Annotated in this window: 22 protein-coding genes; 12 read left to right on the plus strand and 10 right to left on the minus strand. The window is 62.2% G+C overall.

What is annotated here, in order from left to right:
* Both GTP69_RS24420 and GTP69_RS24425 read left to right on the plus strand, forming a co-directional pair.
* Nucleotides 1-852 carry an MOSC domain-containing protein gene (locus GTP69_RS24420; protein ID WP_161057318.1) on the plus strand — a complete coding sequence of 284 codons (852 nt, stop codon included), beginning with the start codon at nt 1-3 and terminating at the stop codon, nt 850-852.
* Nucleotides 853-919: 67 nt separating this feature from the next.
* Nucleotides 920-2089, plus strand: coding sequence for a GGDEF domain-containing protein (locus tag GTP69_RS24425; RefSeq protein ID WP_161057319.1), 1170 nt, complete (start codon nt 920-922; stop codon nt 2087-2089).
* On the opposite strand, the gene GTP69_RS24430 is transcribed toward GTP69_RS24425, so the two are convergent.
* Entirely contained in the window at nt 2090-4072 is a 1983-nt protein-coding gene (locus tag GTP69_RS24430; RefSeq protein WP_161057320.1) for a monovalent cation:proton antiporter family protein, read from the minus strand.
* Nucleotides 4073-4198: 126 nt separating this feature from the next.
* Between GTP69_RS24430 and GTP69_RS24435 the strand changes: the two genes are divergently transcribed.
* From GTP69_RS24435 to GTP69_RS24475, 9 genes are all read left to right on the plus strand, one after another.
* On the plus strand, nt 4199-5188 hold the full coding sequence (locus GTP69_RS24435) for a KpsF/GutQ family sugar-phosphate isomerase (RefSeq protein WP_161057321.1): 990 nt from the start codon (nt 4199-4201) through the stop codon (nt 5186-5188).
* Complete coding sequence (locus GTP69_RS24440; RefSeq protein ID WP_229261140.1) at nt 5188-5715, plus strand: KdsC family phosphatase; 528 nt, start codon at nt 5188-5190, stop codon at nt 5713-5715. The genes GTP69_RS24435 and GTP69_RS24440 overlap by 1 nt, the downstream gene beginning before the upstream one ends.
* A 12-nt stretch (nt 5716-5727) precedes the next feature.
* A complete protein-coding gene (gene lptC, locus GTP69_RS24445; RefSeq protein WP_161057322.1) occupies nt 5728-6321 on the plus strand; it encodes an LPS export ABC transporter periplasmic protein LptC in 594 nt (197 codons plus the stop codon).
* 13 nt (nt 6322-6334) lie between these two features.
* Complete coding sequence (gene lptA, locus GTP69_RS24450; protein WP_308494460.1) at nt 6335-6937, plus strand: lipopolysaccharide transport periplasmic protein LptA; 603 nt, start codon at nt 6335-6337, stop codon at nt 6935-6937.
* A 1-nt stretch (nt 6938) separates the two neighbouring features.
* Nucleotides 6939-7691, plus strand: coding sequence for an LPS export ABC transporter ATP-binding protein (lptB, locus tag GTP69_RS24455; protein WP_110846454.1), 753 nt, complete (start codon nt 6939-6941; stop codon nt 7689-7691).
* Nucleotides 7692-7702: 11 nt separating this feature from the next.
* A complete protein-coding gene (locus tag GTP69_RS24460; RefSeq protein WP_161057323.1) occupies nt 7703-9175 on the plus strand; it encodes an RNA polymerase factor sigma-54 in 1473 nt (490 codons plus the stop codon).
* 77 nt (nt 9176-9252) lie between these two features.
* On the plus strand, nt 9253-9615 hold the full coding sequence (gene hpf / locus GTP69_RS24465; RefSeq protein ID WP_161045628.1) for a ribosome hibernation-promoting factor, HPF/YfiA family: 363 nt from the start codon (nt 9253-9255) through the stop codon (nt 9613-9615).
* 58 nt (nt 9616-9673) lie between these two features.
* The gene (locus tag GTP69_RS24470; RefSeq protein WP_161057324.1) at nt 9674-10591 is read left to right on the plus strand and encodes an alginate lyase family protein; all 918 of its coding nucleotides are present in this window, start codon (nt 9674-9676) and stop codon (nt 10589-10591) included.
* A 10-nt stretch (nt 10592-10601) separates the two neighbouring features.
* Entirely contained in the window at nt 10602-11669 is a 1068-nt protein-coding gene (locus GTP69_RS24475) for an enoyl-CoA hydratase/isomerase family protein (RefSeq protein ID WP_161057325.1), read from the plus strand.
* A gap of 13 nt (nt 11670-11682) precedes the next feature.
* On the opposite strand, the gene GTP69_RS24480 is transcribed toward GTP69_RS24475, so the two are convergent.
* From GTP69_RS24480 to ilvA, 9 genes are all read right to left on the minus strand, one after another.
* Nucleotides 11683-13173: a M48 family metalloprotease gene (locus tag GTP69_RS24480; RefSeq protein ID WP_161057326.1), complete on the minus strand. Its 1491-nt coding sequence runs from the start codon at nt 13171-13173 to the stop codon at nt 11683-11685.
* Nucleotides 13170-13535 carry a hypothetical protein gene (locus GTP69_RS24485; RefSeq protein WP_161057327.1) on the minus strand — a complete coding sequence of 122 codons (366 nt, stop codon included), beginning with the start codon at nt 13533-13535 and terminating at the stop codon, nt 13170-13172. The genes GTP69_RS24480 and GTP69_RS24485 overlap by 4 nt, the downstream gene beginning before the upstream one ends.
* Complete coding sequence (locus GTP69_RS24490) at nt 13522-14886, minus strand: CHASE2 domain-containing protein (RefSeq protein ID WP_161057328.1); 1365 nt, start codon at nt 14884-14886, stop codon at nt 13522-13524. The genes GTP69_RS24485 and GTP69_RS24490 overlap by 14 nt, the downstream gene beginning before the upstream one ends.
* Before the next feature lie 138 nt (nt 14887-15024).
* Nucleotides 15025-15885 carry an RNase adapter RapZ gene (gene rapZ, locus GTP69_RS24495; protein WP_110846459.1) on the minus strand — a complete coding sequence of 287 codons (861 nt, stop codon included), beginning with the start codon at nt 15883-15885 and terminating at the stop codon, nt 15025-15027.
* A gap of 24 nt (nt 15886-15909) precedes the next feature.
* Nucleotides 15910-16845: an HPr(Ser) kinase/phosphatase gene (hprK, locus tag GTP69_RS24500; RefSeq protein ID WP_008444515.1), complete on the minus strand. Its 936-nt coding sequence runs from the start codon at nt 16843-16845 to the stop codon at nt 15910-15912.
* A gap of 55 nt (nt 16846-16900) precedes the next feature.
* On the minus strand, nt 16901-17383 hold the full coding sequence (locus GTP69_RS24505; RefSeq protein WP_161057329.1) for a PTS sugar transporter subunit IIA: 483 nt from the start codon (nt 17381-17383) through the stop codon (nt 16901-16903).
* Between the two features lie 317 nt (nt 17384-17700).
* Nucleotides 17701-18534 (minus strand): NADPH-dependent 7-cyano-7-deazaguanine reductase QueF, encoded by an 834-nt coding sequence (gene queF, locus GTP69_RS24510; protein WP_161057330.1) that lies wholly within the window; start codon nt 18532-18534, stop codon nt 17701-17703.
* Nucleotides 18535-18593: 59 nt separating this feature from the next.
* Complete coding sequence (locus tag GTP69_RS24515) at nt 18594-19244, minus strand: zinc ribbon domain-containing protein (protein ID WP_161057331.1); 651 nt, start codon at nt 19242-19244, stop codon at nt 18594-18596.
* A 75-nt stretch (nt 19245-19319) separates the two neighbouring features.
* Nucleotides 19320-20855, minus strand: a complete 1536-nt coding sequence (ilvA, locus tag GTP69_RS24520; RefSeq protein ID WP_110846463.1) for a threonine ammonia-lyase, biosynthetic — start codon at nt 20853-20855, stop codon at nt 19320-19322.
* A gap of 168 nt (nt 20856-21023) precedes the next feature.
* On the opposite strand from ilvA, the gene GTP69_RS24525 reads away from it, so the two are divergent.
* Nucleotides 21024-21515: a YqaA family protein gene (locus tag GTP69_RS24525; RefSeq protein ID WP_161057332.1), complete on the plus strand. Its 492-nt coding sequence runs from the start codon at nt 21024-21026 to the stop codon at nt 21513-21515.
* Nucleotides 21516-21630 lie beyond the last annotated feature (115 nt).

Below are 21630 nucleotides of genomic sequence, written 5' to 3' on the forward strand. Positions count from 1 at the left end.
ATGCCGACGTTGTCCGCCATCACGCTGTACCCGATCAAATCCTGCGCCGGCGTATCGTTGCAGGAAGTGACGTTGACCAGCCTCGGTCTGATGACCGAGCAGATCTACGATCGTGAATGGATGGTGGTGGACAGCAACGGCGCCTGCCTGACCCAGCGCGAATATCCGCGCATGGCGCTGATTACGCCAACCATCAAGGCCACCACGCTGGAGCTACGCGCGCCCGGCATGCTGCGGCTGGAAATCCCGCTCGGCCTGCCGGACCCGGCCAGCGCACCGTCGCTGACCACGCAGATCTGGGACGACACCGTGCTGGCCTACGACTGCGACGCGCTGACCGCCGAATGGTTCACCAAGGCGATCGGCGTGCCGTGCCGGCTGGTGCGCTTCCACGCCAACGCCGAACGCGCGGTCAGCACCAAGTGGACCAACGGCGTGCAGACCAGCACCATGTTCTCCGACGGCTATCCGATCCTGGTGGCCGGCTCGGCCTCGCTGGACGACCTGAACCAGAAACTGGTGGCGGCCGGCCGCAGCGCGCTGCCGATGAACCGCTTCCGTCCCAACCTGGTCATCGACGGCATCGACGCCTTCGAGGAAGACTACGCTGATAGCTACCAGCTGGGCGAGGTGGTGCTCAAACCGGTCAAGCCGTGCCCGCGCTGCCCGATGCCGTCGGTCGACCAGGCCACCGGCGAGTTCGGTCCCGATCCGATGGACATCATGCAAAGCTACCGCGCCAAGCCGGAACTGGAAGGTGCACTGTGCTTCGGCATGAACGCCATTTTGATTGCCGGAGAGGATCAACTTGTGCGAGTAGGACAAGAAATTGAAGTTCCATTGGCGTTTTGACACTCTGAGGCATTCCCAAGCGCCGCAACTTGGCGTAAGGTGACGGAGTACGCAAAAAAGGCCATTTATGACGCACACCGCAACCGGGAAACTTCCGCCTCAGACAGATCATGCCGCACCGGCCCACGATCTGGCGGCCGAAAACCGGGCTCTGCGCGCCCGCATGGCCTATCTGCTGGAACAGGCCGAACGTAACCATTCGATCATGACGCGCCACCAGGCATTTGACCTGGAAATCGTTGGCGCCGGCAATTTCCCCGAACTGGTGGGCACCATCTTCCGCGTGCTGCCCGTCATCTCCGAGCTCGACAGCGTGACGCTGACGCTGATCGACGAAGACGCCGACATCCGCACCGTGATGCTGAAGCTGGATGTGGTTTTTGAAGATTTCCCCGACCTGATTTTTGTTGAAACACTGGACGAGCTGGGCTTCGACCTGGGCCGCCGCACGGCGTATTCGCCTATCCCCAAGCCGGTGCTGGGCATGTATGACAAGCTGCGCCATGCGCCGTCGTTCCCCAATGCGCCGGCCGGATTGCAAAGCGTGGCGCAGGTGCCGCTGCTGCGCAACAAGCGCATCATCGGCAGCCTCAACCTGGGCAGCTGCGATCCGACCCGTTTCACGCCCAGCCTGGGCACCGACTTCATCGAGCACATGGCGTCGATTATCGCCATCTGCCTGGAAAACGTCATCAGCAATGAGATGCTGAAGTACATCGGGCTGACCGATTCGCTGACCGGCGTCTACAACCGCCGCTATATCGACCGGCGCCTGCTGGAAGAGATCGCCCGCGCGCGCCGCCAGCAGTATCCGATTTCCTTCATGTACATCGACATCGACCATTTCAAGCGCGTCAACGACACCGTCGGCCACGGCGGTGGTGACGAGGTGCTGCGCGAGGTGGCGGGACGCATCAAGAACGAGCTGCGTACGTCGGATGCGCTGGCGCGTTTCGGTGGTGAGGAATTTGTCGTGCTGCTGATCGACGCCAATCTGGAAAGCGCCGCCTTCGTTGCCGAGCGCATCCGCGCCAGCGTGGCGGGCAGCATGATTACGCTGTCGCCGGAGCTGCAATTGTCGGTGACGGTGTCGGTCGGGGTGGCCTGCCTTGAAGTGGGCACGGCGGAAGGCGATCCCGAAGCCATCGCCCGCAAGCTGATCGAGCGCGCCGATTCGCTGCTGTACGACGCCAAGGAAGGCGGCCGTAACCGCGTGGTCAGCTACCCGGCTGAATGATTAGCGCAACAGGCGCTGCTCGGCGCGGTTGACGGCGTCGGCGCCGCCGCGCAGCACCACGACGTCACCCGCTTGCAGCACGGTCTCCGGCGATACTTCCAATCCACCTTTGCCGCGCCGGATGCTGGTCACGACAGCGCCGCAACTTTCCACATCAACCGATCCCAGCGACCGGCCCACCGCGCCGGCACTGCCGGCCAGCGTGACCGAATGCAGGCGCTCCGGGTCGGTTTCTTCTTCCACATCCGTCATGCCCGGGAAGTAGCCGCGCAGCGACGCATAGCGCTCCTCGCGCGCGGCTTGCACCCGGTGTACCACGCGCCGCAGCGGCACGCCCAGCATCACCAGCGCGTGCGATGCCAGCATCAGGCTGCCTTCCATCACCTCCGGCACCACCTCGGCGGCGCCGGCCGCCTTCAGCCGGTCCAGATCGGTATCGTCATGCGAACGCACGATGACCGGCAGCGACGGCGTCAGTTCGTTCACCTGATGCAGCACGCGCAGCGCCGAAGCCGTGTCCGCATACGAAATCACCACCGCGCTGGCGCGGTAGATACCGGCCGCGACCAGGCTCTCGCGCCGGCCGGCATCGCCGTAGGAAACGTGGGCGCCGGCGCTTTGCGCTTCCTGCACCCGCTCCGGGTCCATGTCCAGCGCGTGGTAGTCGATTTTTTCTTCCGCTAGCAGTGTCGCCAGGCGCTGGCCGCTGCGGCCGAAACCGCACACGATCACGTGCTTGTTGGTCGACATCGCCCGGCTGGCGATCTTGGTCAGTTGCAGCGACTGCATCATCCACTCGTTGCTGGAGAACTTCATGACGATCTTGTCGGACTGGGCGATGAGGAACGGCGCAATCAGCATCGACAGCACCATCGACGCCAGCACCACCTGCACCAGGTACGAGTCCATCAGATGATGATCGGAGGCCAGGTTCAGCAGCACGAAGCCGAACTCGCCGGCCTGCGCCAGCGCCAGGCCGACCCGCATCGACACGCCGTCCGATGAGCCGAACAGCTTGGCCAGGCCGGCGATCAGCGCAAACTTCAGCACCACCGGCGCGCACAGCAGCAACAGCACCAGCCACCAGTTTTCCAGCACCATGCGCAGATTGAGCAGCATGCCGATGGTGATGAAGAACAGTCCCAGCAGCACGTCGCGGAACGGTTTGATGTCTTCTTCCACCTGATGCTTGTATTCGGTTTCGGAAATCAGCATGCCGGCCACGAACGCGCCGAGCGCCAGCGACAGGCCGGCGCGCTCGGTGATCCAGGCCGCGCTCAAGGTCACCAGCAGCAGGTTCAGCATGAACAGCTCCTGCGAACGGCGCTTGACGACGATGGTGAACCAGCCGCGCGTGACCTTGTGGCCGACCACGAACAGCAGGGCCAGCACCACCACTGCCTTCAGGCTGGCCCAGCCCAGTGTTTCGGCCAGCGCCTCCGGGCGTTCGCCCAGCGACGGAATCAGGATCAGCAGCGGCACCACCGCCAGATCCTGGAACAGCAGGATGCCGATGATCTTGCGACCGTGTTCGCTTTCCAGTTCCAGCCGCTCGGTCAGCATTTTCGAGACGATGGCGGTGGACGACATGGCCAGCGCGCCACCCAGCGCGAACGAGGCCTGCCAGCTGATGTGCAGGTGCGGCGGCAGTTGCGTGGCCAGTGTCCAGCCAAAAATCATGGTGGCGACGATGGTCAGCACCACCTGCGCCATGCCCAGCCCGAACACGATGCCGCGCATAGCCTTCAGTTTGGGGAGGGAGAATTCGAGGCCGATCGAGAACATCAGGAACACCACGCCGAACTCGGCCAGGCCGTGGGTGGTTTCGCTTTGCTCGGCCAGCCCCAGCGCGTGGGGGCCGATCAGGATGCCGACCGTCAGGTAGCCGAGCATCGGCGGCAGGTGCATCATGCGGAAAGCCACCACGCCCAGCACGGCACTTCCCAAAAGCAACAATGTTAATTCGAGGGGTGAAAACGTCATTTCAACATAGCCAGTAAATAAAGTTCGTTGTTTGCAGTGTGCTTTGCGCGTTATGTTGTGACTGGCAAGTTTTTTGCTTTCTCAATTCGGCTATACTTGGGCATGAGTGTAACCCATGAAAAAACAATGCTGAAAGTTTTTGATGCAAAAACGGCACTGCGCCTTGCCCGCGATACCCTGCAAAACGAAGCAGATGCCATCAATGCCCTGAACGCGCGCCTGGAAGATGACGACAGCGTGGTGCAGGCCATTTCCCTGCTGCTGAACTGCACCGGCCGCGTGGTCGTGTCCGGTATCGGCAAGTCCGGCCACATTGCGCGCAAGATCGCCGCGACGCTGGCCTCGACCGGCACGCCGGCGCTGTTCGTGCACCCGGCCGAAGCCGCGCACGGCGACCTCGGCATGGTCACCCGCGACGATGCCTTTATCGCCATTTCGTATTCCGGTGAGAGCTCGGAACTGATGACCATCCTGCCGGTGGTAAAACGCATGGGCAGCAAGGTCATTGCCATGACCGGCAAACCAGGCTCCAGCCTGGCCACCATCGCCGACGTGCACCTGAACGTCGCCGTGGCCAAGGAAGCCTGCCCGATGAACCTGGCGCCGACCACCTCGACCACCGTCACGCTGGCGCTGGGCGACGCACTGGCCGTGGCGCTGCTGGACCTGCGCGGCTTCAAGGAAGAAGATTTCGCCCGCTCGCATCCGGGCGGCGCGCTGGGCCGCCGTCTGCTGACCCACGTCAAGGACGTGATGCGCAGCGGCGATGCGGTGCCGCGCGTGACGGCCGACGTCAAGCTGACCGAGGCGCTGCTGGAAATCACCCAGAAGGGCATGGGCATGACCGCCGTGGTCGATGCCGACGGCAAGCCGGTCGGCGTGTTCACCGACGGCGACCTGCGCCGCATGATTGAAAAAGTGCAGGATTTCACCAAGGTGGTGATCGGCGATGTGATGCACGCCAACCCGCGCAGCATCTCGCCTGAGAAAATGGCGGTGGACGCCGTGGCCGTGATGGAGCAGTTCCGCATCAACCAGATGCTGGTGACCGATGCCGACGGCAAACTGGTCGGCGCGCTGCACATCCATGACCTGACCCGCGCCAAGGTGATCTGATGACGATGACCTATCTGGAACGCGCCGCGCGCGTCAAGCTGATGATCTTCGACGTCGACGGCGTGCTGACCGACGGCAGCCTGCACTACGGCGCCGACGGCGAAGCGCTGAAGACGTTTAACGTGCACGACGGCCTGGGCATCAAGCTGATCCAGGAAGCCGGTATCGACACCGCCATCATCAGCGCGCGCAAGTCGCCGCAGGTGATTAAACGCGCGGCCGATCTCGGCATCAACCACCTGCACCAGGGCGGCCACGACAAGCTGACGCCGTTCAATGCGCTGCTGGAAAAGACCGGCCTCACCGCCGAGCAGGTCGGCTTCATCGGCGACGATGTGGTGGACTTGCCGATCCTCACGCGGGTCGGCTTTGCGGTGGCGGTGCCGAACGGCCGCAAGGAAGTGCTGGAGCGCGCGCATCACACCACCGTGGCCCATGGCGGCCGTGGCGCGGTGCGCGAAGTGTGCGAACTGTTGATGCATGCGCAAGGCAGTTACGAGCGCGTGATGGCACAATTCCTGGTTTAGACGAGGACAGTCATGCGTAAAAGAACAGCCCATCGCTGGCAGCTGACGGTGATCATGATGGTCGGCGTGTTTGTCGCCTTCGGCAGCTTCTGGCTGGTGCAGGTGGTGGACCAGGCCGGCCAGCAGGCGCAGGCCGACAAGTTCCGCGACGAGCCGGATTACATCATCGACCGTTTCAGCATGGTGCGCATGAACGAGAAGGGCCAGCCGGCCTACATCATTTCCGGCGACAAGCTGACCCACCATCCGACCGATGACTCGTCGCTGATCGACAAGCCGTATGTGCACAGCATTTCCGGCGACCAGCCGCCGATGAATATCCACGCCGACACCGCCAATGTCGACCAGGGCAATACGCGCGTCAAGCTGAATGGTAATGTGGACGTGGTGCGGCCGGCCACGCCGCTGGCGCAGGAACTGCGCCTGAAGACCAGTACGCTGACCGTGTATCCGGACGAGGAACGCATGGAGACCGACGCCATGGTGGACATGCTGTCCGGGCGTTCGACCGCCACCGGTACCGGCATGACAGCCAACAACGCGACCCGCCAGATCAAGCTGGGCGGCCGCGGAACGATTACGATGCCGCCGCGTGCGGCACATTGAGGGAAACAGAGAGATGAACGCATTCAAGATGAGCAAACTGATGCTGGCCGCCACGCTGCTGCTGGCTGCCGCCGGCGCGACCTACGCGGAAAAAGCCGACTCCAGCAAGCCGACCCAGATCACCTTCGACCAGCTGGACGCCGATGACGTCAAGCAGATCAAGACCTTCACCGGCAACGTGGTGCTGACCCGCGGCACGCTGCTGATGAAATCGCCGAAGGCGGTGGTGACGGAAGATCCGGAAGGCTACCAGTACGTGGTGCTGACCAGCGGTCCGGGCGTGCAGGCGACCTTCCGCCAGAAGCTGGACGGCGCCGGCGACCAGTGGGTCGAAGGCAAGGCCGACCGCATCGAATACGATGGCAAGACCGAGCTGGTCAAGCTGTTCGCCAAGGCCCAGATCAAGAAACTGGAAGGCAGCAAAGTGGCCAGCCAGGTCGATGGCGAATTCATTTCCTACGACAGCCGCAAGGAATTCTTCGCGGTCAAGAACACGCCGAGCGGCGACAGCAAAGTGGGCGGCGGCCAGAGCACCATGGTGATCCAGCCGGCCAACAAGCAGCCGGTACCGGCTGCGGCGCCAGCGCCCACCACGCAGCCTGCGGCGGGGAAATAAGATGGAATCATCCTGCGGTAGCACCCTGATCGTCAAAGGCCTGCAAAAGACCTACGGCAAGCGCCAGGTGGTGCATGACGTGTCGTTGCAGGTCGAGTGCGGCGAAGTGGTCGGCCTGCTGGGCCCGAACGGTGCCGGCAAGACCACCTCGTTCTACATGATCGTCGGCCTGGTGCCGTCGGACGCCGGCAGCATCGACATCAGCGGTGTTGATATCTCGTCGCTGCCGATCCACCGGCGCGCGGCGATGGGCTTGTCGTACCTGCCGCAGGAAGCGTCGGTGTTCCGCAAGCTGACGGTGGAAGAAAATATTCGCGCTGTCCTCGAAATTCAAAAAGTGGACGGCAAGTCTTTATCCAAGGCTGAAATTGAAGAACGGCTGAATACCCTGCTGGCCGATTTGCAAATCGAGAAGTTGCGCGAGAACCAGGCGCTGTCGCTGTCCGGTGGCGAACGCCGCCGGGTGGAGATCGCCCGCGCGCTGGCGACCAACCCGCGCTTTGTGCTGCTCGATGAACCTTTCGCCGGGGTCGACCCGATTGCCGTGATTGAGATCCAGCGTATCGTGCGCTTCCTCAAGGAACGGAATATCGGCGTCCTCATTACCGATCACAATGTGCGTGAGACGCTGGGCATCTGCGACCGCGCATATATCATCAACCAGGGCTCGGTGCTGGCATCAGGCCGTCCGGACGACATCATCGCCAATGAATCGGTGCGTCGCGTCTACCTGGGTGAACACTTCAGAATGTAAATCCCAGCCTCATGAAACAGTCTTTGCAACTGCGCACGTCGCAGCATCTCGCGTTGACGCCACAGTTGCAGCAGTCGATCCGGCTGCTGCAACTGTCGACGCTGGAGCTGCACCAGGAATTAGAACAGCTGCTGACCGATAACCCGCTGCTGGAGCGTCTTGACGACCCGCTGGATCACTCGCTGCGCCTGCTGGGCGATGGCGCCATCAACCAACAGGCGCCGGCCGGCGACGCGCCTGCCGAAGGTCCGCCAGGCGAGGTGCCGGCGGCCGACGCCGACAATTACGAGGCGCCCGGCGCCGACACTGAAAGCACCACGCCCGACGCCGATATCGACTGGGGCGATGCCGGCCGCAGCAAGAACAGCGACGACGAAGATGCGCGGCCGCAGCTGGAAGCGCACCACTGCACGCTGCGCGACCATCTGATGGAACAGATGCGCGTGACGGTGCTGGAAATGCGCGACCGCGCGCTGGTCGAACTGATCATCGACGCGCTCGATGAAAACGGCTACCTGGAAGAATCGCTGGACGACATCCACGCGCGCCTGCCGGAAGAACTGGAAGTCGAGATCGAGGAATTGCAGACGGCCTTGAAGCTGTTGCAAAGCTTCGATCCGATAGGCGTTGGCGCGCGCAATGCGGCCGAGTGCCTGGCGATCCAGATCAAGCGCTTGCCCGGCGTGCCGTTGGTGACGCGGCGCATGGCCCTGGCCATCGTGGAAAACCATCTGACCTGGTTTGCGCAGCGCGATTTCAACAAGCTGAAAAAAGCCCTGCTGTGCGATGACGAAGACCTGCGTGAAGCGCAGACCGTGATCCGCCAGTGCAATCCGCATCCGGGCGCGGCGTTCGCATCGGACGTGTCCGACTACGTGGTGCCGGACGTGATCGTCAAGAAGTCGCGTAACGGCTGGCAGGTCAGCCTGAACAACGACGTCATGCCGCGCCTGCGCGTCAACGCCATGTACGCCAACCTGCTCAAGCAGGGCAAGGGTGAAGGCGCGATGGGTGCGCAGCTGCAGGAAGCCAAGTGGCTGATCAAGAATATGCGCCAGCGTTTCGACACGATCCTGCGCGTGGCACAGGCGATAGTAGAAAGACAAAAGAACTTTTTCTCGCACGGCGCGGTCGCCATGCGCCCCCTTGTGCTTCGCGAAATTGCTGATACACTGGGTTTACACGAGAGCACAATTTCTCGGGTAACAACTCAAAAATATATGCTGACCCCGCACGGCATGTTTGAGTTGAAATATTTCTTTGGTAGCCATGTCGCCACCGAAGCTGGCGGGGAAGCAAGTTCGACGGCGATACGCGCTTTGATCGTGCAATTGACAGGAGCTGAAGACCCGAAAAATCCTTTATCCGACAGTAAGATTGCGGACATGCTGGGAGAACAGGGCATGGTGATTGCGCGACGCACTGTTGCCAAATATCGCGAAGCTCTCAAGATCCCGCCAGTCAGTCTCCGCAAGTCTTTGTAGTTACTTGGTTCCTGTGCGCCCGGCAGCAAAGGGCAGCGCACTAACCGTAAGCAGCGACATTATCTTTAGGAGTGTGTATGAATCTCACCATCAGTGGACATCATCTCGAAGTGACCGCAGCCATACGCGAGTACGTGCAGAACAAGCTGGAGCGGGTCACCCGCCACTTTGATCAAGTGATTGATATTGCTGTCATCCTGACCGTAGATAACCTTAAAGAGAAAGAGAAACGCCAGAAGGCTGAAATCAACCTGCGTATGTCCGGCAAGACCGTCTACGTGGAAAGCCTGTCGCAAGACCTGTACGCCGCCATCGATACGCTGATCGACAAGCTGGATAGGCAGGTCATGAAATACAAAGCCAAAGTCCAGGGCCATGATCGCGACGCGATCAAGCACATGCCCGATCCGGACAGCTACGAACCCGCTGCCGCCGCCTGATTAAGCGACCACAGCATGACAAACAAAGGGCGCCCAGAGCGCCCTTTATTGGAGATATATGGTTAAACGTTTAACTTCATTCTTCGTGCTGGCGCTCGCCGGTCACGTTGCCTCTGCCGCGTGCGACACAGCGCCGCCGGCCCGCATCGACATCGACGCCAACAGCTATTACTCGGATGCGCATCACTCGGTGATCGATCCGGTGCTGCGGGCTCGCAACATCGCCAATACCAAGCCGATCGAAGACTTCCTGGCGCATGTGGCCAAGGACGCCAATGCCGGCGGTGATGCAGCCTGTGCGCTGTCCTGGCTGGCCAGCTGGGGCGAGCAGAAGGCCATGTTGGGCAAGCTGTCCAGCGAACAGGCCTATTACGTGCGCAAATGGACGCTGGGTGGCCTGGCGCTGAATTACGCACGCGTGCAGACCCAGGCGACGCCGGTGCAGCGCGCCGTCATCGAAAGCTGGTTCAAGGCCTTGGCCAACGCCACCATGGCGCATTCGGACGCCAAGAAGGGCGGCCGCAACAATCACTACTACTGGGAAGGTCTGGCGGTGACCGCAGTGGGCGGCGTCACCGGCGATGCGCGCTATCTCGACTGGGGCCGCAAGGTGTTCGCGTATGCGATGTCGCAGGTGGCGGCGGACGGTTCATTGCCGGCCGAGATGGAGCGCGCCGGCAAGGCCTTGCACTATCACGTGTTTGCCGTCACGCCGCTGGTGATGATCGCATCGATCCTGGACCTGCACGATGCGCGGCTGGACAAGGTGGTGAATTTTACCGTGGCGGCATCGGCCGATCCGTCCGGCATTGCGCGCACCACCGGCGTGGAGCAGGAACCGGTCGGCAGCCGCGAGGTGACGCTGGTGTACAACCGCCACGAGGGTAAGCCGCCACCACCGGCCGGCAAGGCGCTGTGGCAGCCGCGTCTGGGGGGCGCGCTGGACGTGCCCAACCCGCTGGAGCATCTGAAGTAGAATAGTTCGCATGAGCGAATATATCCACACCAGTGTTAGCAACGGCACCGGCTTGATCGTGCTGGACCGGCCCAAGGCCCTCAATTCTTTGTCGCTGGAGATGGTGCGCGCGATCACGCGCGCGCTGCGCTGCTGGCGCGACGACGACAGCGTCGCCGCCGTGCTGGTGCGCAGCAGCAGCGAGAAAGCGTTTTGTGCCGGCGGCGACATCCGCTTTTTCCATGATGTCGGTCGCGCGACACCGCAGGGCGGTAGTGCGTTGCTGGAAGATTTCTTTACCGAGGAATATTCGCTAAATCATTTAGTCCATTTTTATCCCAAGCCGTACATCGCGCTGATGGATGGCGTGGTGATGGGCGGCGGCATGGGCATCGCGCAGGGCGGCGTGCGCATCGTCACCGACAAGACCAAGATGGCGATGCCGGAAGTGAACATTGGCCTGTTCCCGGATGTGGGCGGCAGCTACTTCCTGTCGCGCGCGCCGGGAGCTCTGGGCTACTACCTCGGCGTGACCGGCATAACGATCAACGCCGCCGATGCGCTGTACGCGGGCCTGGCCGACCACTACGCGCCGCTGGCGGACCGCGCTGCATTGGACGGCCTGCTGGCCGCCACGCCAGGCGCGCAACTGCGCGACGCCATCGCCGTCTACGCCGCCGCGCATGACGCCGGCGCCAGCGGACTGGCTGCCGACCGCGCCGCCATCGACCAGCACTTCAGCGCCGGTTCCGTGCCCGCCATCATCGCCTCACTGCAAGCCGACAGCAGCGAATTCGCCGCGAAGACACTGCAAGTAATGACGACACGTTCGCCGTTGATGATGTCGGTCACGCACGAGCTGATCAAGCGCGGCGCCGCACTGGACGTTGCCGGCTGCCTGCGCATGGAACGCACGCTGGTGCGCCACAACTTTGAAAATGGCGAAGTCATCGAAGGCGTCCGCGCGCTGGTGATCGACAAAGACAACGCACCGCAATGGCAACCCGCCACGCTGGCAGAGGTCACGTCAGAGATGGTGCAACGCTTCTTCCAGCCAGTCTGGCCCGACTACGCCCACCCGCTGCGCCATCTCGACTGAAACAGCTGCGCCGTCACTGCTTGAGTTTGAATTTTTCCTTGATCTTCTGCTCAAGATTATTTTGCTGCTGTTGCTGCCGGGCGAGTTGCTGGGCTGCGTCCTGCTGGCGCTGGGCGTCGGTCTTTCCCCGGTCTGCGCAGGCAGCGCGGAAGCGGGCGTCCGTGGTGCATTTCGCCAGCATCGCTAGTTGCGAGATACTGTCGCCATTACGGAAATAAAAGCCTACCATGTCCGGCCAGGTACGCGGTGCCTCGCCAAAATGGGCGTATTGCTCTTGCAGGAATTCCTTGGCAAAGCCAACCTGTTCCGGCGGGACCAGTGCTGCAGCCTGGTACTGTGCCGACCAGGCGCGCTCTGGCCAGGTACGGTTGCGCAGCAGGACGGCACGCTGCTGATCCATGCCTGCCCCAGCCTGCCGCATGGCGTCCTGCAGCATCATTACCATGGAGGCATCGCCCGCGGTGGCGCCTGAAGCTGCTTTTTCAGCCAGCTTGACCGCGTCGGCGTGGCGGCCTGCCGCCTGCAATTTGCCGATGTCCGCCAGCATGGCATAGTGGGCCAGAACTTCCGCCGTCTCTTTGTCCTTGAGCACCGCCTGCCATGATGCCTTGCGGGCTGCAGGTCGCGGGCGTGGCATCAGTGGCAACATCTTGGCTGTCAACACTTCTTCCCGTTCGCGCGCCGAGGCATGGGTTTTGCGCTGGGCCTCCGGCGTCGCCGCCACCGCCGGTGCCGACGCTGGCGCGCCTGCGGCAAATGGCTGGCTGTCCAGCTGGCGCTGCTCGACGGCCGCCAGGCGTTCGAGGAAAGTCTTGAAGCCCACCGGATACGAATAGCGCTCACGCAAGGTCAGCGTGGCGGCAAACATGTCGGCCTGTTCTTCCACTTCACGCTGCCAGACCGGCAGCAGCGACTCGTGCATCACACCATCCACCAGCGAGACGCTGTCAAATGCACTCCAGCCGGCACTGGCGCCCGGCAGTTTTTTGCCGAAGATGCCGAGCAGCGCTGCCTTGACGCCGAACGCGGCATTTGCGGCTACCTGGTGCGCCTCATAGGCGGCCTGGTGGTTAAGGTAAACGTGGGCAAATTCATGCGCCATCACACCATAAATTTCATCTTCCGACTCGACCGAGCGGATCAGTCCCATATGCAAATAGATGTTGCCAGATGCCGAAGCATGGGCGTTCAGCGTGGTGTCGGACGAGATGTACACGGCGCCGGGCCAGTCGGCTACCCCGGCGGCGGTCTTAATGTTCGCGTACAGCTGGTTGAGGTATTTGCTCAGGACCGGCGCCGACACCAGGCCGTTGCCGGCCGTACGGTTGTCGTTCAGATCGACCGCCAGATCGGACCACTGGTGCGGCGGTACCGGCGGCAGCTCGCCAATCGCGTTCACGGGCGGGATCGGCGGCTCGTCCTTATCTGCGGCGCGCGCCATGCCTGCGCTGGCCAGCAACGCCGCCGTCAGGACGGCGAATAGCGTTCGCCAGCGCCGTTTCATTTGCACTGGCTGGCTGATACGCCGGGCACGCCGGCTACGATGTCGGCCGCCTTGGCGGTTGCCAGCGCTTTCGGCGGGCATTCCGATTTGACGGTGCGGGCCACATTCACCTGCATGGAATCCACCCACACATCCTTGCCGCCGACGGCGACTTTGAAAAAGGAGTTTTTCTCTTCCTTGATGGACCACGGCAGGCCGCTGACTTCCATCTTGCGCCCCGGTTTGCTGTCGTCGGGAGCGTCGAACAGCTCGATCTGCTTGCCCTTGACGCCGGTGATCTGTTCAGCGGCATGCGCGACCGGCAACGCCAGCGCAAACAGGGTGGTCAGTGCGATCAGCCGCGCGTTTTTAAGAATGCTCATTTGCATTTCCTTTCTTCGGGAAGAGATACTTACTGAGTTTTTCATTGAATTCAAACCATTCGGCAAGCAGCGTTAATACAATCACGTTGATGATGGACAAGAAGCCCAGGCCCAGCCAGTACTGGCCAATCCACAGCATCAGCGCGCCCACCGCCAGCGATAGCAGCAGCCGCCCCGCGCACCACAGCAGATACAGTCCGGCGCCGGCCCAATCACGGCCGGAGACTTCGTCGCGCTTGAAACGATGCTGCAGTTTGTGCATGAGCTGTTTGGGCACCAGCGTCACAAACAGCATGGCAACCAACAGGAACAGCAGCAGCTTGGGACTGCCCAGCGACAGGTGCATGGCGCGCGCATAGTCGTCACCAAACGTCATCAGATTATCGAGTGCCATCGCATGCAGATAGACACCGGGAATGCGGCCATGCAGGGGTGTCAGGATCAGGTCGCTGGTATCGGACAGCGCAGTGCCGATTAGCAGAACTTTGCCTTGAATCAGCTGACGTAACTGGGCATCCTGTTCCGCCGTCGTTTCGGTCAACTGGCCGGCCCGGATGGTTTCGTGGAATACGCACAGCGGTTTGGGCCCGTCCGCATATATGCTGTTGCGTAAGCCCGGCGGCGCCAGCTCGGCCAGCAGGCCATGGGTGTCACGGCAATAGGATTCGTCGGCCGCGGCTCCCGGCGCACTGCTGAGCCATGCCACGCCATGCGCGGCAGGCTGGCTTCCCCAGGTCAGCGCCAGCGGGTGGTGCTCAACCTCGACCATGCGGCCCGTGGTTTCATACAGCGCCAGGGCGGCGCTCTTGATGCCCGGTGCGTGGTCGTCATGGCTGGCGTGCCCCTGGCCTTGCCCCGGCAGCGCCAGGGTGTAATTCCAGGCCAGACGGTCGATATCGTCCGGGGTGTACTTGACGGCGACTTTCTCGAAGCATTTGCCTGCCAACTGCTCCAGCTCGGGACGCAGGGCGTATTCGTCTTGGCGGTTGCGGTTGGCTGCCAGGAATACCTTGGTGCCTTGGTCGTGCAGCGCGCAAATCTGGCGCAGTAGCGACGGCAGGCTATCGTCGTCGCGTTCGGCACTGTAATAGATATCGACAAAAACAGCTTTAGGATGGTACTGGCCCACTGCGCGCAGCAGCCGAGCCGAGTAACTGTAACGCGCCGGCCATTCTTGGCCGGCGGCGGCGATGGCGGCGTCGTCGATGAGCAGCACCCGGATGTCGTCCCGTTTTCCCTCGCCATAAGTGCTGCCGGCAATCGGCGCGTAGGCGCGGGCTTGTTGGCGCGTGACGAATTCCTCGCCAAACAGCCACTCTACAAACAAGGTCAGCGCTAGTCCGACTGCCAAAGCAATCATGCACTCAACGGCGATACGCTTTAATTCGTCAGAAGATGCTGACATGCAACCAACCTTTCACATCGAGATTAGTTGCCATAATGCCTCATAAAGGCATTTTTGACAATTTCTTCCGAGCAGGTTAGTCCGTCATTGTTCGCGGTGGCGCAGGACGACGCGTTCGTTGGCGCTGAAGTAGGCGGCCAGTTTTTCGGCCATGTAGACCGAGCGGTGCTGGCCGCCGGTGCAGCCCAGCGCCACCGTCAGGTAGCTGCGGTTGTCGGTCTTGAAGGATGGCAGCCACTTTTCCACGAACGCGCGGATGTCGTTCAGCATTTCGCCGGCGCTCGGCTGGGCGTCGAGGAAGTCGATCACCGGCGCGTCGCGGCCGGTCAGTGGCCGCAGCGCCAGGTCGTAATAGGGATTCGGCAGCGCGCGCACGTCGAATACGAAATCCGCATCCATCGGCACGCCCAGCTTGAAGGCGAACGATTCGAAGAACAAGGTCAGCGGCGCATGTTCGGTCAGCACCAGGTCCTTGACCCATGCGCGCAGTTTGTTGGCGCTGAGCTCGGATGTGTCGAGCACATGGCCCAGCTGTTCGATGGCCGACAGCCGCTCGCGCTCTTCCATGATGCATTCGATCAGCGTGCGGCGCGCGGTCGGGTTCTGGCCCGGACGCAGTTCGTGCGACAGCGGATGGCTGCGGCGCGTTTCGGAAAAGCGCGCCACCAGTGAGTGGGTATTGGCGGTCAGGAACATGACCTTGACGTCGTGGCCGTCCTCGCGCAAGCGCTGCACGTCGCCTGGCAGCGAGGCCAGCGATTCGGCGCTGCGCGCGTCCACCGCCACTGCCAGCGCCTGCAAGCCTTCTTCGGTCAAGGTCTTGACCAGTTGTGACAGCAGGGCGGGCGGCAGATTGTCGACGCAGTAGTGTCCCGTGTCTTCGAGGACGTTGAGGGCCACGGACTTGCCGGAACCGGAGATACCAGTAATGAGGACGATGCGCATAGTCCCCGATGATACCATCGTGCGCTAGTCGCCGCTCATGGCTTGGCGCTGGCGCTCCATGAATTCTTGCAGTGTATCTATACCGCGTAGTTGTAGGATGGTGTTGCGCACGGCGGCTTCCAGCAGCACCGCGATGTTGCGGCCGGCCGCCACCGGGATCACCACCTTGCGGATCGGCAGGCCCAGCACGTCCTCGGTCGGGAACTGGAACGGCAGGCGCTCGACTTCCTCGTCGGCGGCGCCACGCCGCACCAGGTGCACGATCAGCTTCAGGCGCATCTTGCGGCGCACCGCCGTCTCGCCGAAGATGGCCTTGATGTCCAGCAGGCCCAGCCCGCGCACTTCCAGCAGGTTTTGCAGCAGCGCCGGGCAACGGCCCTCGATCATGTTCGGCGCAATGCGCGAAAATTCGACCGCATCATCGGCCACCAGGCCGTGCGAACGCGAAATCAGCTCCAGGCCCAGCTCGCTCTTGCCGAGGCCGGAATCGCCGGTGATCAGCACGCCCACGCCCAGCACGTCCATGAACACGCCGTGCATGATGATGCGCTGCGCCAGCTTCTTGGACAGGTAGACCCGCAGGAAGTCGATCACCTGCGCCGCCGGCAGCGGTGTCGAGAACAGCGGAATGTTTTTCTCGTCGCAGATGGCGAGAATGTCGGGTGGCGTTTCCAGCCCCTGCGCGATGATCAGCGCCGGCGGGCCGCCAGCGATCAGCTCGCCGATGACGTGCGCGCGCGTCAGCGATTTCAGCCGCTGGTAGTAGTTGATTTCCTGGTGCCCGAAGACCTGGATGCGGCCCGGGTGGATGGTGTTCAAGTGGCCGACCTGGTCGGCGGCCGAGGCGACGTCGCCGGAGATCAGGCGTTCGCCGCCTGGGAAGCCGGCGAACCAGCCGAGCTGCAAACTTTCGCGATTGTCGTCGTAAAGCCTTTGTATCGTCAGCGGAGTTTGCAGCATGGGGCGTCTTTATCGAATAGGTTGAACTGTCCTTAGTTTAACCTATTGTCCGACGTCAGCCAGCGGCTTGCAGGCTAGGCAGCCAGTTGATGATGCGCGAATGGACCGATTTCGGATCGTTGTCGGTGGTCAGCGCGACGCGGAAGGCGTCGTCCGAGAACATCTCGGCGATTTCGGACAGGATCTCCAGGTGCTGCTGGGTCACGTGATCCGGGATCAGCAGGAAGAACAGCAGGTTGACGGGCTTGCCATCCGGCGACTCGAACGGAATCGGCTCGGCCAGGCGCACGAAGGCGGCCAGCGGCGACTTCAGGCTCTTCATGCCCTTGATGCGGCCATGCGGCACGGCGACGCCATGGCCCAGGCCCGTCGAGCCGAGCCGCTCCCGCGCGAACAGATTGTCCGAGACGGTAGAGCGGGCGATGCCGCAATTGTTTTCAAAGATCAGGCCAGCTTGCTCGAAAGCGCGCTTTTTACTGGAGACTTCCAAATCCAGCAGCACGTTCTCCAGAGAGAGTATTTTGCTCAGGTTATTCATAGTACGAATGTAATGTTGCACCGCACAAGGGTGGCATGCGAGCGGAATTATAGGCTGGTTTCGGCGTCATGTAACATGAAATCGATTGCGGCGACGTTGCGTTTGCGCCCGTCGCAGCACCAGCTCTCCGCTGTTAAAAATGCACCCAAGAAATGAATCGCTATTTCTGCTTACAAATCCGGACAAATGCCGGTTTTTCGCCAGAAGCGGAGGCGTTTTGCCGTTTTTTGTCGTTTTCGCGCCTAGAGCAAACTAAACAGCGTAGCAACAGGCGTTGTAGATCACATCATACGCCTGATTTCACGCTGCTTGTCTGATTACTGGCGGGCGCCGCGCAGGTTGGGCGGCTTCTGCGCGGTGCTGAAGTTGCTGCGCCATGGATTGATGTCGAGGCCACCGCGACGGGTGTAGCGCGCGTACACGGCCAGCTGCTGCGGCTGGCACTGACGCAGGATGTCGACAAAGATGCGCTCGACGCACTGCTCGTGGAATTCGTTGTGCTCACGGAAGCCGATCAGGTATTTCAGCAAGCTTTCCTGCTCGATCTGCGGGCCGCTGTAGTGGATCTGTACGCTGGCCCAATCCGGCTGGCCGGTGACCAGGCAGTTCGATTTCAGTAGGTGTGAGACCAGTTTTTCTTCCACCGGTTCTTCGTCCAGCGCGGCCTTCAGCAACTCCGGCGATGGGCTGTAGTTGTCGACGTCGATGTCGAGGCGGTCCAGCAGCAGGCCGTCCAGTTCGCCCATGGCGATCATGCCGAATTCTTCCGGCTGGGTCAGCGTGACGTGGACGCTGGCGCCAGCCGCGTCGGACAGGTCTTGCTGCAGCAGCACCTTCAGCGCGGCCACGTTGTCCAGCTTGGTCTGGTTGAACGAGTTCAGGTACAGCTTGAACGACTTCGACTCGATGATGTTGGGCGAATCGGATGGGAAAGTGATGCGGGCGATCGCCACCTGCGGCTTGCCGCGCTGGTTCAGCCACGAGATTTCGTAGGCGTTCCAGATATCGACGCCGAAGAAGGGCATGGTGCCGGACAAGCCCAGCTCGTCACGCTTGCCCTGGCGCGGAATCGGGAACAGCAGCTCCGGCGCGTAGTCGGTGCGGTAGGCGGAAGTTTTCCCCAGTGGGGACTGGTCGGCGGAATTGGTCATGGTGCGTGGGATGAAGATGGAGTAAGCCGCATTGTAACGCGCTGTTGCTACGTGTGCTGCTAGGTCTGCCGCTGGCCGCACTCGGTGCAAAACTTGGTGCCCGGTTCCAGCATGGTCGAGCAATGGCTGCACGCCACCTGCTGCGCGGTCTTGTGGCCGCACTCGGGGCAAAATTTGGCGCCGTGGGTTTCGGTGTGGCACTGCGTGCACACCAGCTGCATTGCCTGTGTGACGGGACGCTGGGCGCCGCGTGTGCGGCCTTCCACGTTGGCGGCTTCGCGGGCGGCATCGACCTCGCCCTGAGCGCGGGCCTGGGTGATGGCGACGTTGACGTTGGGGGCGCAATTGAAGCACAAGCCGTTGGCGGCGTCGAAGCAAGGCGCGCACACGTAGCGGTGGCAATCGCCGCAGCGGTTGAAGTGGGCCTTGCCGTCGGCCACGGCCTTGGTGAAGGCGTCGTCGCGGGCGCTGTGCCAGCCGGCTTCGGCAACGCCATTGAGCACGCTGCTGGCGCTGCCCAGCAAGCCGCCGAACAGGCCGGCGCCTTTCTGCATCCAGCCGGACGCCTGGCCGCTACGGTAAGGATCGAAACGGGTGCGCCAGCGGTCGTTGCAGCGCTGGCAGTAAAACTCGAACTGGAAGCCGGCGTCGACGCCGGAGGAATTGCTGAGATCAGCGTAGTTGCTGGAAAACTGCATTTCGGTCGACATGGCTCCCCCGCCATAACATAATCAGATGCAATTATATTAAGTTTGCGGAGGAGCTGTCTTCAACCGTGCGCGGCCTTAGCCGAGGAACAGCTTGTAGACCGGATTCGCGCTCTCATCCCAATAACGGTAGCCCAGCGTCGCCAGGAATTGGGCGAAGTCGCTCATCTCGTCCGGGGGCACTTGCAGGCCGATGACGATGCGGCCGACGTCACCGCCCTGGCTGCGGTAATGGCACAGCGAAATATTCCAGTTCGGCGCCATCGAATCGAGGAAGCGCATCAGCGCGCCCGGACGTTCCGGGAACTCGAAGCGGTACAGCAACTCGTTCTCGGCCAGCGAACTCTTGCCGCCGACCAGGTGGCGCAAGTGGGTCTTGGCCAGCTCGTCGTGGGTCAGGTCGAGCGCCTTGAAGCCGTGTTCCTCGAAGCGGCGGGCCAGCGCGCCCGATTCGTTGCGGTCGGCGATCTGCACGCCGCAGAACACGTGCGCATCGTCCTTGTCGCTGATGCGGTAGGTGAACTCGGTGACGTTGCGCGCGCCGACCAGCTGGCACAGGCGCTTGAAGCTGCCGCGCTGCTCCGGCAGCGTGACGGCAAACAGCGCCTCGCGCGCTTCGCCCAGCTCGGCGCGTTCGGCCACGAAGCGCAGCCGGTCGAAATTCATGTTGGCGCCGCAGGCGATGGTGATCAGGGTTTCGTTCTTGATCGGATCCTTGGTCAGCGCGGCGCGCTCGACGTAGGCCTTGGCGCCGGCGATGGCCAGCGCGCCGGCTGGTTCCAGAATGCTGCGCGTGTCGGTGAACACATCCTTGATGGCGGCACTGATGGCGTCGGTGTCGACGATGATGATGTCGTCGACGTAGAGCTGGGTCAGGCGGAAGGTTTCCTCGCCCACCAGGCGCACCGCGGTGCCGTCCGAGAACAGGCCGACGTCGGTCAGCGTCACGCGCTCGCCGGCCTTGATGCTGCGCGCCATGGCGTCGGAATCGAGGGTCTGCACGCCGATGATCTTGATGTCGGGCCGGATCGCCTTGACGTAGGCCGCTACGCCGGAGATCAGGCCGCCGCCGCCGATGGCGACGAAGATGGCGTGGATCGGGCCGGAATGCTGGCGCAGGATTTCCATGCCGATGGTGCCCTGGCCGGCGATCACATCGGGATCGTCGAACGGATGGACGAAGGTCAGCGCCTGTTCCTTTTCCAGCGTCAGCGCGTGGTTGTAGGCGTCGGTGTACGACTCGCCGTGCAGCACCACCTCGACGTCGCCGCCGCCGCGCGTCTTGACGGCGTCGATCTTGACCTGTGGCGTGGTGGTGGGCATCACGATCAGTGCGCGGCAGCCGAGTTTGGCGGCCGACAGCGCCACGCCTTGCGCGTGGTTGCCGGCCGAGGCGCAAATCACGCCGCGCTTGCGCTGCGCGTCGCTCAAGTGGGCCATCTTGTTGTAGGCGCCGCGAATCTTGAAGCTGAACACGCTCTGCATGTCCTCGCGCTTGAAGTAAATTCGGTTCTCGAAACGCTGCGACAGGGTCGGCGCGAGTTCCAGCGGGGTTTCATCAGCCACGTCGTAGACGCGGGCGGTCAGGATTTTCTTCAGATAGTCGGTCGTCATGGTCTGCAAGCAAAGTGATTCGGAGGGAGGCTGCAATGCTAACTATCCGGCGGGTGACCGGGTGAAGCAGGGGCGCGGGTCCTGGCGGGGTGGGCTGGGACCGGACTGTTCAATCGTGCGGTGTGCGGATCATTATAATGGCACCTTTCCCGTATCCCCAACAAACCGATGATCGAATCTGCAATTGCCTGGTTGCTGCACGTGCTGGCCGCACCGGAAGTCGGGCTGACATCGGTGTTCATCATCAGCCTGATCTCGGCGACGCTGGTGCCGCTGGGCTCGGAGCCGGCGGTGTTTGCCGTCATCAAGGCCAATCCGGAACTGTTCTGGAGCGTGATCGCCGTCGCCACGGTCGGCAACACGCTGGGCGGCGCCATCGATTACTACATCGGCTGGCAGGCCAAGCAGAGTTTTGCAAAAGAACGTAAAAGCCGCTGGTTCCACTGGCTGGAGCGCTACGGCGCCAAGACCATGCTGCTGGCCTGGTTGCCCGGCATCGGCGATCCGCTGTGCACCCTGGCCGGCTGGCTGCGGCTGCCATTCTGGCCCAGCGTGGCATATATGGCGATCGGCAAGCTACTGCGCTACATCACCATGACCACGCTGCTGTTGTACGTGCCGGACGGCGTGTGGCACCGGATCGGACAAATGCTGGGCTAATTTGGTGCAAGTTATCCTCTTGCCGCATAAGCTTATGCATAAATTTCATTCAGTTTGATGGCGTAGATTGGCACGTTATTGCCGTCAACAGCGCTATTTTTCGAATTTCCGGCGG

Origin of the sequence: Duganella levis, assembly GCF_009857605.1 — a bacterium.
Taxonomy (GTDB): Bacteria; Pseudomonadota; Gammaproteobacteria; order Burkholderiales; family Burkholderiaceae_D; genus Rugamonas; species Rugamonas levis.